Source organism: Hydrogenophaga luteola (genome assembly GCF_042648585.1).
In the GTDB taxonomy this organism is placed as follows: Bacteria; Pseudomonadota; Gammaproteobacteria; order Burkholderiales; family Burkholderiaceae_C; genus Hydrogenophaga; species Hydrogenophaga luteola.
Genome location: NZ_JBHRXX010000007.1, coordinates 457686 through 469877, shown reverse-complemented (window position 1 = coordinate 469877; position 12192 = coordinate 457686). Strand labels below are relative to the sequence as shown.

The 12192-nt window shown below is 67.1% G+C and carries 16 protein-coding genes; 10 read left to right on the top strand and 6 right to left on the bottom strand.

Annotated elements, in window-relative coordinates; translation table 11 throughout:
* Positions 1–33: 33 nt before the first annotated feature.
* The 9 genes from pqqA to ACFOPI_RS16930 all read left to right on the top strand — a co-directional run bounded on the left by pqqA (position 34) and on the right by ACFOPI_RS16930 (position 5787).
* Positions 34–108, top strand: a complete 75-nt coding sequence (gene pqqA / locus ACFOPI_RS16970) for a pyrroloquinoline quinone precursor peptide PqqA (RefSeq protein WP_068167214.1) — start codon at positions 34–36, stop codon at positions 106–108.
* Between the two features lie 76 nt (positions 109–184).
* Positions 185–1102 carry a pyrroloquinoline quinone biosynthesis protein PqqB gene (pqqB, locus tag ACFOPI_RS16965; protein ID WP_382176282.1) on the top strand — a complete coding sequence of 306 codons (918 nt, stop codon included), beginning with the start codon at positions 185–187 and terminating at the stop codon, positions 1100–1102.
* Between the two features lie 7 nt (positions 1103–1109).
* Positions 1110–1841: a pyrroloquinoline-quinone synthase PqqC gene (gene pqqC, locus ACFOPI_RS16960; protein WP_382176280.1), complete on the top strand. Its 732-nt coding sequence runs from the start codon at positions 1110–1112 to the stop codon at positions 1839–1841.
* Positions 1832–2104, top strand: a complete 273-nt coding sequence (gene pqqD, locus ACFOPI_RS16955) for a pyrroloquinoline quinone biosynthesis peptide chaperone PqqD (RefSeq protein WP_382176278.1) — start codon at positions 1832–1834, stop codon at positions 2102–2104. The genes pqqC and pqqD overlap by 10 nt, the downstream gene beginning before the upstream one ends.
* Positions 2088–3245 (top strand): pyrroloquinoline quinone biosynthesis protein PqqE, encoded by a 1158-nt coding sequence (gene pqqE, locus ACFOPI_RS16950; RefSeq protein WP_382176275.1) that lies wholly within the window; start codon positions 2088–2090, stop codon positions 3243–3245. The genes pqqD and pqqE overlap by 17 nt, the downstream gene beginning before the upstream one ends.
* A complete protein-coding gene (locus tag ACFOPI_RS16945; protein ID WP_382176272.1) occupies positions 3242–3967 on the top strand; it encodes a hypothetical protein in 726 nt (241 codons plus the stop codon). Before pqqE ends, ACFOPI_RS16945 begins: the two co-directional genes overlap by 4 nt.
* Positions 3942–4553 (top strand): hypothetical protein, encoded by a 612-nt coding sequence (locus ACFOPI_RS16940; RefSeq protein WP_382176269.1) that lies wholly within the window; start codon positions 3942–3944, stop codon positions 4551–4553. The genes ACFOPI_RS16945 and ACFOPI_RS16940 overlap by 26 nt, the downstream gene beginning before the upstream one ends.
* 20 nt (positions 4554–4573) lie before the next feature.
* Positions 4574–5098 (top strand): hypothetical protein, encoded by a 525-nt coding sequence (locus tag ACFOPI_RS16935; RefSeq protein WP_382176266.1) that lies wholly within the window; start codon positions 4574–4576, stop codon positions 5096–5098.
* Entirely contained in the window at positions 5095–5787 is a 693-nt protein-coding gene (locus ACFOPI_RS16930; protein WP_382176263.1) for a hypothetical protein, read from the top strand. The genes ACFOPI_RS16935 and ACFOPI_RS16930 overlap by 4 nt, the downstream gene beginning before the upstream one ends.
* A gap of 23 nt (positions 5788–5810) precedes the next feature.
* Here the strand turns inward: ACFOPI_RS16930 and ACFOPI_RS16925 are convergent, their stop codons facing one another.
* Positions 5811–6377 carry a hypothetical protein gene (locus ACFOPI_RS16925; RefSeq protein WP_382176260.1) on the bottom strand — a complete coding sequence of 189 codons (567 nt, stop codon included), beginning with the start codon at positions 6375–6377 and terminating at the stop codon, positions 5811–5813.
* A 251-nt stretch (positions 6378–6628) separates the two neighbouring features.
* Here ACFOPI_RS16925 and ACFOPI_RS16920 point away from each other — a divergent pair, with 251 nt between their 5' ends.
* The gene (locus ACFOPI_RS16920; RefSeq protein ID WP_382176257.1) at positions 6629–7327 is read left to right on the top strand and encodes a DUF5666 domain-containing protein; all 699 of its coding nucleotides are present in this window, start codon (positions 6629–6631) and stop codon (positions 7325–7327) included.
* A 33-nt stretch (positions 7328–7360) separates the two neighbouring features.
* Here the strand turns inward: ACFOPI_RS16920 and ACFOPI_RS16915 are convergent, their stop codons facing one another.
* The 5 genes from ACFOPI_RS16915 to ACFOPI_RS16895 all read right to left on the bottom strand — a co-directional run bounded on the left by ACFOPI_RS16915 (position 7361) and on the right by ACFOPI_RS16895 (position 12171).
* Complete coding sequence (locus ACFOPI_RS16915) at positions 7361–7927, bottom strand: hypothetical protein (protein ID WP_382176255.1); 567 nt, start codon at positions 7925–7927, stop codon at positions 7361–7363.
* The gene (locus ACFOPI_RS16910; RefSeq protein ID WP_382176252.1) at positions 7903–8223 is read right to left on the bottom strand and encodes a c-type cytochrome; all 321 of its coding nucleotides are present in this window, start codon (positions 8221–8223) and stop codon (positions 7903–7905) included. The genes ACFOPI_RS16915 and ACFOPI_RS16910 overlap by 25 nt, the downstream gene beginning before the upstream one ends.
* 166 nt (positions 8224–8389) lie before the next feature.
* A complete protein-coding gene (locus tag ACFOPI_RS16905; RefSeq protein WP_382177208.1) occupies positions 8390–10081 on the bottom strand; it encodes a PQQ-dependent methanol/ethanol family dehydrogenase in 1692 nt (563 codons plus the stop codon).
* Positions 10082–10378: 297 nt separating this feature from the next.
* Positions 10379–11377, bottom strand: coding sequence for a quinoprotein relay system zinc metallohydrolase 1 (locus ACFOPI_RS16900; protein WP_382176249.1), 999 nt, complete (start codon positions 11375–11377; stop codon positions 10379–10381).
* The gene (locus ACFOPI_RS16895; protein WP_382176246.1) at positions 11374–12171 is read right to left on the bottom strand and encodes a quinoprotein dehydrogenase-associated SoxYZ-like carrier; all 798 of its coding nucleotides are present in this window, start codon (positions 12169–12171) and stop codon (positions 11374–11376) included. Before ACFOPI_RS16895 ends, ACFOPI_RS16900 begins: the two co-directional genes overlap by 4 nt.
* Positions 12172–12192 lie beyond the last annotated feature (21 nt).

Sequence of the window (12192 nt, the reverse complement as noted above, 5' to 3'; positions counted from 1 at the left end):
CGATTCATGCCAACCTTACTTTGGAGACAAGACATGCAGTGGACCACCCCCGCCTTCACCGACCTGCGCTTCGGTTTCGAAATCACGATGTACATCGCCAACCGCTGACCACCAGCGCAAGCGACCTCAGGCGCACGGGTGCTCGCACACGTGCGCCTTTTTTCCACCCCTGCCTTTCCCATCCATGCGCATCCGCGTCCTAGGTTCTTCCGCCGGCGGCGGTTTCCCGCAGTGGAACTGCAACTGCCCCAACTGCAGCGGCCTGCGCCGGGGCACGCTCAAGGCCCGCGCCCGCACCCAGTCCTCGATTGCGGTGAGCGACAACGGCCAGGACTGGCTGCTGGTCAACGCCTCGCCCGACATCCTCACCCAGATCCGCGACAACCCCGAGCTGCAGCCGGGCCGAGCCATCCGCGACAGCGGCATCGCCGCCGTACTGCTGATGGACGCGCAGATCGACCACGTCACCGGCCTGCTGATGCTGCGCGAGCGCAAGACGCCGCTGCCACTGCTGGCCACGCCCGAGGTCTTCTCCGACATCGGCAGCGGCTTCCCCATCACCGGAATCCTCTCGCACTACTGCGACACGGCGCGCCAGGAGCTGCCCATCGACGGCAGCGCGGTGCACATCGCCGCCCTGCCCGGCCTGCAGCTGCACACCGTCTCGCTCTCGTCCAAACCGCCGCCGTACTCGCCCTTCCGCGGCAACCCGCGGCCGGGCGACAACATCGGGCTGCTGATCACCAACCCGGCCACCGGCGCCAAGGCCTTCTACGCGCCTGGCCTGGCCGAGGTCACAGAACAGCTCATCGAACTCATGAGCGGTTGCGCGGTCGTCCTGGTCGACGGCACCTTCTGGACCCACGACGAGATGCAGCGCCTGGGCCTCTCGGCCAAGGCCGCGCTGGACATGGGGCACCTGCCGCAGAGCGGCCCGGGCGGCATGATCGAACGGCTGGACCGTCTGCCCGCCGGCGTGCGCAAGATCCTCATCCACATCAACAACACCAACCCGATGCTGGTGGAAGACTCCGACGAGCGCGCCGAACTCACGGCCCACGGCATCGAGGTCGCCCACGACGGCATGGACATTCATTTCTGAGCACGCCATGGAGATCGCCCACCACCATCGCCCCCACGCCGGCCTGCCGGCCTGGAGCGCCGAAGAGTTCGAAGCCCAGCTGCGCGACAAGGGCCGCAGCTACCACATCCACCACCCGTTCAACGTGCGCATGAACTCGGGCGGCTGCACGCCCGACGAGATCCGCTGCTGGGTGGCCAACCGCTTCTACTACCAGATCTGCATCCCGCGCAAGGACGCCGCCATTCTGGCCAACATGCCCGCCCGCGAGCACCGGCGCCTCTGGGTCGAGCGCATCCTCGACCACGACGGCCATGGCGATCACCAGGGCTCTGCTGCCGGCGGCATCGAGGCCTGGACGCGGCTGGGCGAAGCGGTGGGCATCTCGCGCGAAGAGCTGTGGTCGCTGCAGCACGTGGTGCCGGCGGTGCGCTTCGCCTGCGACGCCTATGTGAATTTCGCGGCGAAGGCGCCCTGGCAGGAAGCGGTGTGCTCGTCGCTGACCGAGATGTTCGCGCCGCAGATCCACAAGGACCGCCTGGCCACCTGGCCCACGCACTACCCCTGGATCGAATCCAACGGCCTGGCCTACTTCCGCAGCCGCATCCCGCTGGCCAGCCGCGACGTGGAACACGGCCTGCGCGTGACGCTGGCGCATTTCCAGACCCGCGAGCAGCAACACCACGCGCTGGACATCCTGCAGTTCAAGCTGGACATTCTGTGGACCATGCTCGACGCGATTGAGAAGGCATGTCAATGACAGCCATCCTGCCCGAACACCCCCGGCTCTCGCGCCGTTTCCGGCTGCAGTACGAAGAAGCGCAGTCGCGCTGGGTGCTGCTCTACCCCGAAGGCATGGTGCAGCTCAACCCGAGCGCGGCCGAGATCCTCAAGCGCTGCGATGGGGCGCGCTCGGTCGACGCCATCGTGAGCGAGTTGGAAGCCGCGTTCAACGCGCAGGGCATCGGCCCGGAAGTCCGCAACCTGCTCGAAGAGGGCCAACGCCGTGGCTGGATCGACTGAGCTTCTGAGCGCAACGCCCATCCCCGCCGGCCCGCCGCTGTGGCTGCTGGCCGAGCTCACCTACCAGTGCCCGCTGCACTGCGTGTTCTGCTACAACCCCACGCGCCATGCGCAGGTGAAGGACGAGCTGACGACTGCGCAGTGGGTCGACGTGATGACGCAGGCGCGCAAGCTCGGCGCGGCGCAGCTGGGCTTCTCGGGTGGCGAGCCGCTGCTGCGCGACGACCTCGAAGAGCTGGTGCAGGAAGCGCACCGCCTGGGCTACTACACCAACCTCATCACCTCGGGCGTAGGCCTGACACCCGCGCGGGCGCAGAAACTCAAGGACGCCGGGCTGGACCATGTGCAGCTCTCGTTCCAGGACTCCACCAAAGAGCTGAACGACTTCCTGAGCCACACCAAGACCTTTGACCTCAAGCAGCGCGTGGCCAAGCTCATCAAGGCGCACGACTGGCCGATGGTGATGAACTGCGTGCTGCACCGGCACAACCTGCCCCACGTGCGCAAGATCATCGACATGGCCGTGGCGCTGGAGGCCGAGTACCTGGAACTGGCCAACACCCAGTACTACGGCTGGGCCTGGGTCAACCGCGACCACCTCATGCCCACGCGCGAGGAACTGGCGCAGGCGGAGGCCGAGGTCAACGCGTACCGCGCCGAGCAGGACGCGAAGACCGACGGTCACAAATGCCGCGTGCTTTTCGTCGTGCCCGACTATTTCGAGGAACGCCCCAAGGCCTGCATGAACGGCTGGGGTGCGGTGTTCCTGTCCATTGCGCCCGACGGCTTGGCCATGCCCTGCCACAACGCGCGCGACCTGCCCGGCTTGCAGCTGCCGAATGTGAAGGACGTGTCGATTGCCGACATCTGGCAGCGCAGCAACGCGTTCAACACCTACCGCGGCGACGCCTGGATGAAGCCGACCTGCCGCAGCTGCGACGAGCGGCACAAGGACTTCGGCGGCTGCCGCTGCCAGGCCTTCCTGCTCACGGGCGACCCTGCCGAGACCGACCCGGTGTGCAGCAAGTCGGCGCACCACGAGAAGGTGGTGGCGGTGGTGCGCGACGCGCCCAAGCGTCGCAACATCCCGATCGTGTTCCGCAGCGATGCGGAATCGCGGGTCTTGCATCCGTCGCCATGAGCAGCACCACCCACCGCATGTTCGGCGCCCTGCTGGTGCGGCGCATGCCCGGTGCATCGCGCCCGACACTGAACATTGAGCGCAGCGACCAGGGCCTGTTCCTGCTCTGGCTGGCCTACATGGGTCTGCTGGTGTTCGCGGCCTGGCTGCTCTGGCGCGCAGGCGCCTGGCACCGTCTGGTGGAAGCCGACCCCACGCACCTGACGCTGGTGATCGTGGTGCTGTTCATCGGCTGCTCGCTCTGGGCGGGGCGCCGTGCCTGGGAGCTGGGGCGCCAGCGCAGCGCGCTCGATGCGGGTCGGGCGCAGGGCTGGAGCAGCGAGTTCCTGCAGGGCACCGAACAGCCCGGCGCCGACCGGGCGTCGTGGCTGCAGGTGCTGGGCGAACATGCGCACGGCCCGCACGAGATGGCCTGGTGGCTCAACGGCATCCAGCTCAAGCTGGGCCTGCTGGGCAAGGTGATCGGCTTTTCCATCCTCGCGCTGCAGCTGGGCCAGATGGACAGCTTCGACCCCAGCCAGAGCGCCCAGCTGCTCAAGAGCCTGACCGGTGGCCTGGGCATCGCGCTGCTGACCACGGTGACGGGCCTGACTGGCAACATCCTGCTGGGCCTGCAGCTGATGCGGCTGGACCGCTTTGCCGACGCGCTGGTGGCCGACGCGCTGGCAATCTCGCTCAAGAACGAAGGACTGCGCGATGGCGATCGGCCGACCGGTCCGTGACACCGAGGCCGATCCGTTCTACGACATGTTGTTCAACATGTTGATCGCCTTCGTCTTCTGCTTCGTCATCGCCATCCTGGCCTTCAACCCGCAGGCCCGCAAGGCCGGCGACGTGCCGGCCAAGGCCGAATTCATGGTGACGGTCTCGTGGCCCGACAACAACCCCAACGACGTGGACACCTGGGTGCTCGAACCCGGCGGCAGGACCCTGTGGTTCCGGCAACGCGACGCCGGCATGCTGCACCTGGACCGAGACGATCGCGGCGCCAAGAACAACAGCGTGCTGGTCAACGGCAAGCTGATCAGCAGCGCCATCCGCCAGGAGATCGTGACCCTGCGCGGCATCGTGCCGGGCGAATACGTGGTGAACGCCCACTACTACGACAGCGGCGACCAGCAGCCGGTGGACGTGACGGTTGCGGTGGTGAAGGTCAACCCGCAGGCCGAGATCGTCTACACCGGCACCCAGCAGATTCCGCGCAAGGGCGACGAACGCACCCTGGTGCGCTTCACGCTGGACGAAGCGGGCCAGGTGCTGGCGCTTTCAACGACACCCAAGACCATCGTGCAGCGCGCCGGGCTCTGAACCCCATCACAACAAGAACCATGATTCCTGCCGTTTCTTCCCAGTTGCTGCTGCTGTCCATCGCCTACGCGCTGCTGGCCTTCCTGCTGCTGATCCTGTGCCTGGGCACGCGCTGGCACTGGGGCCTGAAGGCTTCGCTGGTGGTGCTGGTCAGTGGCTTCTATGTGTTCTCGTTCCAGACCTTCCGCGGTCTGGCCGGCTGGCCGGCGGAGGACGAACTGCCGCGCCAGTTCGTGCTGCTGTCGGCGGTGTTCGACGAACCCAGCCCGGGGCGGGGCCACCCGGGTGCGATCTTTCTATGGGTGCACCCGATGAAGGACGATGCACCGCTGGCCATGCCGCGCCAGTTCAAGCTGCCCTACGAAAAGGACCTGCACCGAATCCTGGGCGATGGCATCAAGAAGGCGCGCGACGGCAACACCCAGCTCGGCGAGACCGAGCCGAAGCGCGGCACCGGCAGCCTGCCCTGGTTGCGCCCGGCGAGCAACGACAAGGTCGAGATCAAGCTGCGCGATCTCCCGCGTGCTCAGCTGCCCGAAAAATGAGCCGCCACTTCATCCTCTGCGCGCCGCTGGCGCTGCTGTCTGCCTGCTCGGGCCGCGACCTGGGCAATCAGTGGTTTCCGCTGCGCGTCGGCGACGAGCAGACCCTTTCCGTGAGCTATCAGACAGACGAGGCGCGCGAACCTGAACAGTGGGTGATGCGCGTCGACGAACCGGCGGTGTTCCAGGACCAGCCGGTCGCTGTGCGCCACCACTCGGCCGGTGTGAGCTACTACCTGAAGGTCGACGAGCAGGGTGTGCGCCGCATCGCCACCCGCACCGACATCGATGAACAACCCACGGCAGATGCGGAGCCCATGTGGGTCCTCAAGGCGCCCTATGCGGTGGGCACGGAGTGGACCACGGTCACCGTGCCTTACCTTCTGCAACGCAAAAACGAACACCCGCGCGATCTGAAGCACACGCACAAGGCCCAGATGACCTGGCGCATCGAGGCGGTGGACGACGTGGTGACCCTGGCCGACGGCAGCGAGCACCGGCCCTGCCTGCGTGTGGTGGGCCAGGCGCGGCTGAACCTCTACACCGATCCGGTCAACGGCTTCACCGACGTGCCCCTGATCAGCCGGGAGTGGTACTGCAGGGGCAAGGGTCTGGTGAAGCTGGAGCGCGAAGAGAAAGTCCCGACGGGTTTCATGACCGGCGGCGTGCTGCGGGCCGAGCAGCTGCGCTAAACAACTCGGCCCACGTTCAGCGGTCAGTTCTTGCCGCCGCCCTTGCCACCGCTGTTTCCGCCGCCGTTGCCACCACCCTTGCCGCCACCGGCGTTGCCCGAGCTGCCAGCGCCGTCGCTGCGGCCCTTGCCCGCATCGGACGGACGTCCCAGCGCCAGGCCCACGCGGTCCTGTTTGGGCGCGTCGGTGCTCACCGTGTCCTGCGGCTTCGTCCTGCGCAAGGCTTCCTTGTCGGCCTGATCGGCTCGGTTGGCCGCGCTGACCACCGCCCCCAGGCGCAGCCCCAGGCTGTTCGCAATGGCACCCCAGCCCATGCCCTTGTCGCGCAGGGCCTGCACATTGCTGGCCGCCAGAGCCAGTTGTTCGGTGGTCGGTTCGGTGATGCCCTGCTTGCTGAGATCGGCCTTGGCCAGCTGCATGGTGAGTTCCTGCTGGCGGGCCGAGGGCGAGGTCGTCGGCGCCGTGGGTGTCGGCGTCGGGGTGGTCCCGACGGTCACCACCACGTCGGCGGCCGTGGCTGCACCCATGCAGACCACCGCGGCGATGGCCAGCAGGCCACTGGTCAGAGAGGTGGTGTGGGGTGTCTTCATGGTTGTTGTCCTGTGTGGTTGACGGAGCACGGATGCTACCCACCGGGGTACCACCCTGGGTGTCCGTTTGTTTCAGGCCAGCGCCCTGGCCGGATGCCGCGCAACCAAAGGTAAGCATTGAAAAACCCCTCGCCATTTCAGGCAGCCTTAATGCTCACCAGTGATCCTGTGCGCCGACGCGAGCGACTGCGCCACCACAGGCTGGCGCGCAGCACGACCGTCATTCACAACAACACCGAGGACCCTTCACCATGACGCACGCCCCCACCACGTCAACCCGTTTGTCCTTGTCCGCATGGCGGCTGATCACCACGTCCCTGCTGGTGGCAGGCCTGGCCGCCTGTGGCGGTGGCAGCGGGGACAGCAGCCCCACCGCCAGCGGCCGGTCCCTCACCGGCACCGTGACCAGCTACGAGAGCCCGCAGAGCTTCAGCGTCGATGGCATTCCGGTAGACGCCAGCGGCTCCAGCGCCACGCCCCAGGGCATGACCACCGGCAGTCGCGTAGAGGTCCATGGAGAAATGGTCAATGGCACGCTGCAGGCGAACAAGGTCGAACTCGATGACAGCGACGACCGCGACGACGACAACGCCAACCCGAACGAACTGGAAGGCCGCGTGACGGCCTACGCCAGCCCTACCAGCTTCAGCGTGGACGGCATCCCCGTCGACGCCAGCGCCGCCCCGCGCACCCTGAGCGTGGGCATGCGCGTCGAGGTCTACGGCACCATGGCCAACGGCGTCCTAGTGGCCAGCCGCGTCAAGATCGAGGACGGTGACGACAGCTCCGATGACGACGCGAACGACGACAACTGCACCGCCACCGGCAAGTCCGATTGCCACGACGACGATGGCGACGACCATGACGACGGGGACGACCACGACGACGATTCGGACGACAGCGACGACGACTGCGACGCGCTGGGCAAGTCGGACTGCGACAAGGATTGAGACGGGCGCGCGGGCCGCTGGCCCGCACCCTCGTCACTCGATCCGCAGCTCCTGCACCCAGCGCGCACCGGGCGCGAAGTCGTCGCGGTCGAAGCGGCCGTAGGGCGGCTCGTCGGCTTTCTCGGGCGGCACGCCGATGCGGTTGAGGTCCACCGCCTGAGGTGTGCCCACCAGACCCGTCGGCGTCAGGGCGAACTTGAAGATGATGCCGTTCCAGAGCTTGGCGCCGAAGTCGGCCGGCTGCTTGAAGAAGAACAGCAGGTTGTGCTCCAGCCAGGCGTAGTCACCGGCGCCGACCGTGCCCGGGTGCGGGTAAGGATAAGGAACGAAGCAGGTGATCTCCTGCACCGCCGGCAGGCACTTGAACTCGCGCATCGAGAGGAAGTGGTCGCGCATCACCGCGTGGTCCATCTTTACCAGGAAGCTGGCCCGGCCGCTACTGGGAGCACCGAAGGTCACGGTGCCGATGCGGGTGCGCTGGCCATCGCGCGCGACCGCCACGAGGGACTTCTCACCCTCGGGCAGGACCGGTTGTGCCACCGCGGCGCCCATGCAAAGCGCCGCGGCCAGCGCGGTCAGTGTTGCGCGGTCATGACCCATTGCGCCAGGGTCTTGATGTCCGCCGCGCTCATGCTCGGGTGCGCAGGCATGGGAATGCGGCCCCATTTGCCCTTGCTGCCGTACTGGATCGACTGGACCAGATTGGCCACGGCGTCCTTGTCGTTCCTGTACTTGTCGGCCACATCGCTGTAGGCGGGGCCGACGATCTTTTCCTTGGCCGAGTGGCAGGACAGGCAGCCATTGTTCTTGGCCAGCTCGATCGCGGCCGCTTCATCGACCGCGTGGGCAGCGCCGGTGGAGAGAACAAGACTGGAGAGGAGAAGAAAAGTGCGCATGATCAGAAACCGGTAGAAACAACAGACGAAAAAAATGGACAGGGCCCTCTCCAGAACTTCATCGGAGGAAGTGCCCCATCCAGCACACACCGAGGAACCGGCTCCGCCGGGCCTCAGGTGTGGTCCCCCCTCACAGGGGGGAAGCCGCGTCAGCGGCGCAGGGGGGTCACTTCATCACCTTAAAGGTCCAGACCGAGCCGCCCTGCTCCAGGAAGTTGACCTTCTTGGCTACTTCACCACCCCACAGCGGCACCGCACCACCCCAGCCGGAGACGACTGAGATGTACTGCTCGCCGTCCTGCGTCCAGGTGATGGGAGGCGCCACCACACCAGAGCCGGTCTGGAACTGCCACACCACCTTGCCGGTCTTGGCATCGGCGGCCTTCAGGTAGCCCTCGGGCGTGCCCCAGAACACCAGGTCACCCGCGGTCAGCACGCCACCCCAGAGCGGGGCCTCGTTCTTGACTTCCCAGGCCACCTTGCCGGTCTTCGGATCGATGGCGCGCAGCGAACCGATGTGGTCGTCGAACAGCGGCTTGATGGTGAAGCCGGCGCCCAGGTAGGCCGCGCCCTTCTTGTAGGTGATGGGTTCGTTCCAGATCTCCATGCCCCATTCGTTGGTGGGCACGTAGAACAGGCCGGTCTTGGGGCTGTAGGCCATGGGCATCTGGTTCTTGCCACCCAGGAAGCCCGGAGCAGAGAAGACCGCCTTGCCCTTGGTGCCGTCTCCACCGGCGGCGGTCGGGTCACCCGGGCGGTTGGCGGGGTCGTAGTTCGGACGGCCTGTCTTGAGGTCGATGCCGGTGGCCCAGGTCACCTTCTTCACGAAGGGGAACGCGTTGAGCAGCTTGCCGGTCTCGGCGTCGTTCACATAGAAGAAGCCGTTGCGGTCGGCCTTGGCACCGACGCGCTTGCCGTCCATGTCGAAGGTCACGAACTCGTTCACGCCGTCGTAGTCCCAGCCGTCGTTGGGGGTGGACTGGTAGTGCCACTTGATCTGGCCGGTCTTCACGTCGATGGCGACGGTGGAGGCGGAGTAGAGGTTGTCGCCCTTGCGCACATGGCTGTTCCACGGGCCGGGGTTGCCGGTGCCGAAGTAGGCCAGGCCGGTCTTGGGATCGTAGGTGCCGCCCAGCCAGGTGGCCGCGCCGCCGGTCTTCCAGGTCTCACCCGGCCAGGTGGCGTTGGTGGTGCCGGTGATGCCGTTTTCCTTGCCGTCCTTGTAACCCATGTGGCCTTCGACCACCGGGCGCGTCCAGACCATCTTGCCGGTCTTGGGATCGCGCGCTTCCACGCGGCCGACCACACCGAACTCACCGCCGGACACGCCGGTCATCAGCAGGCCTTCGGCGATCAGCGGGGCCGCGGTGTAGCTGTAGCCCGCAGAGTAGTCGTCGATCTTCTCGCGCCAGACCACCTTGCCGGTGTCCTGGTCCAGGGCCACGAGCTGGGCGTCCAGCGTGCCGAAGATGACCAGGTTGTCGTAGAGCGCGGCGCCGCGGTTGATCACGTCGCAGCAGGGCATGATGCCCTCGGGCAGGCGGTGCTCGTACTTCCAGAGTTTCTTGCCGGTCTTGCTGTCCACCGCGTAGATGCGCGAGTAGGAGGCGGTGACGAACATCTTGCCCTTGTGCACCAGCGGCTGGCTCTGCTGGCCGCGCTGCTTCTCGCCGCCGAAAGACATGGACCACACCGGGACCAGCTTGTTGATGTTTTTGGCGTTGATGCCCGTCAGGGTGGAGTGGCGCTGGCCTTGCGTGCCCAGGCCCCAGCTCAGGACGTTGTCGGGTGTCGCGGCGTCGTTGGCGATCATGGCGTCGGTCACGCCCTGGGCGCTGACGTGGGCCGTGGCGGCCATGACCAAAAGGCTCAGTAGGGTGCGTTTCACTGTGGGTCTCCTGCTCGTTCGGGGGTTGATGGCTTTTCTGTGGTGGGTGCCGCCGGACCGCTCGTGGCTCCGACCCTCCGGTGCCTGGCGTACACATCACAGGCTGGAAAGGGCAACATCTGTGCCAGCGGGCTGCCCCCAAAAGGACTAGGGTTTACACCGACGTTTGAGCGCGCTGGAGGGCCCGGGAGAGGTCCTCGAAGGCCTCAACTGCGCCAACCGCGCCACAGTGGCCGGGACACCTCTGTGACACTGTTCAAAAATGTGTCACCGCTGCGGCGCAGCGAGCACGCGCTGCTCGTAGCGCGGGTACCACTGGGTCAGCGAGCGCTGCAGTTCCGCAGGCTGCGCGGCCCACTTCGCGAAGCGCTCGGGCACCGGCGTGCGCAGCACCTCGCCCAGGTCCAGGCCACGCTCGGCCGAGGTCTGCATCAGGTTCGTGAGCCACTGCAGCCAGTCGCGTGTCTGGCGCAGTCCGGCCAGCCCCTCGTGCACCGGGCCGTGGCTGGGCACCACGGTTTTCGCCTGGCCGCTGGCAATCAACCGCTCCAGCATGTCCAGACTGGCCAGCCAGGCGGCGAAGTCTGCGTGCGGCGTGGTCGGCACGCGCTCGGTGAACACCAGGCCCCCGGCGAAGAGCACACCGGTGGTCACGTCCAGCACCACCAGATCGTCGGCGGTGTGGCCGTGCAGGCGCATCAGCGCCAGCTTGTGCGTTCCGAGTGACAGTGTCTGCGGCAGGTTCTTGGGGTCGATGGCCTCGCGCGACGGCGTGGACTCGGTGCCGCGCATCCAGTCGCCGCAGAGCCGGTAGAGGTTGTCGGCGTAGGCGCCGCCCTCGGCGCGCGCGCCGGCGATGGTGCCCGTCAGCGCCTCGGTCGGCCGGTCGGCCCAGGCCTGGTGGCCGAAGAAATAGTCGGGGTGCAGGTTCAGCTGCAGCACCTTGCGCACCGGCGCTTTCGTGACCCGTTCGATGGCGCGCCGCTGCTGCTCGCCGTACAGCCGCGAGGGGCCGGTGTTGATCACCACCACACCGTCGCCGGTGTCAATGAAGGCAGTGTTGATGATGTTGCAGCCGTTGGCACGCGAGAAGTCGGCCACCTCGCCCTCGATCACCCAAGTGCCGGGCGCGATGGGGCGTGGCTTCAGGTCGTAGTCCAGCCGCGCCAGGTCGGGCTTGGAGGCGAACGGAGGCACGGCTACCGGCTGCGCCAATGCCGCGGTTGCCGCCAGCGTCCACAGCGTGACCACGCCCAGGCGCCTCATGCCCTCACCTCGGCGTCGATGCGGTTGCCGTTGTTGTCGCGGCCGAGCAGGCGGAACGCCGGTGGCGACTGCGGCGGCAGCTCGAAGGTGATGAGCGGGTTCTCCGACACCGGCTCGTGCAGCGCGATGCGCCACCAGGGCTGGCCACCCGGGTCCTGCAGCTCCATCTGCTCAATGTAGAAGGCCGGGATGCCGGCCACCAGGCCGGTGTCCATCGGGTGCATCACGCGCAGCCGCAGGCGGCGGCTGCCCTCGATCACGTTGTTGAAGAAGCGCGCCTGCACCTGGCCCAGTGTCTTGCTCCAGGAGCCGTCGGCGCGCGTGATGCCCGGCACCGTGCAGCCGCCGCCCGCCGCCTGCACCCAGGTACTGCCCACGTGCCACTGGCCGTCCCTGGTCTGCACGAAGGCGCGCACCGGCGAGGCCTGCTCCATGCGGATGCGGAAGGCCAGCATCGGCAGCGCCTGCAGGGGTTCGAAGTCCAGCACCTGGCGCACCGGGTTGCGGTCCACCGACACCCGGATGCGCACCACCCCGCCCCCGACAGCGGACAGACCCCGCGCATCCACCAGCAGCGGCACATTCATCGCGTCGTCGGCGAAGGCCGGCCCCTTGACGATCACCGCTTCGCTGAACGTCGCCGTGGCCTTTCCAATGGTCTGCTCGCGCAGGCTGGGGTACTGCATGGAGCCCAGCGGATCGCCGCCGGTCTGGTCTTCCTGCGCCAGCGCAGACCCTCCGATCAGCGCTGCGGTCGACAGCAACCATTGGCGGCGGTTGGAAGCAAGGCGCATGACTGGGTCTCCGGGCCTGGC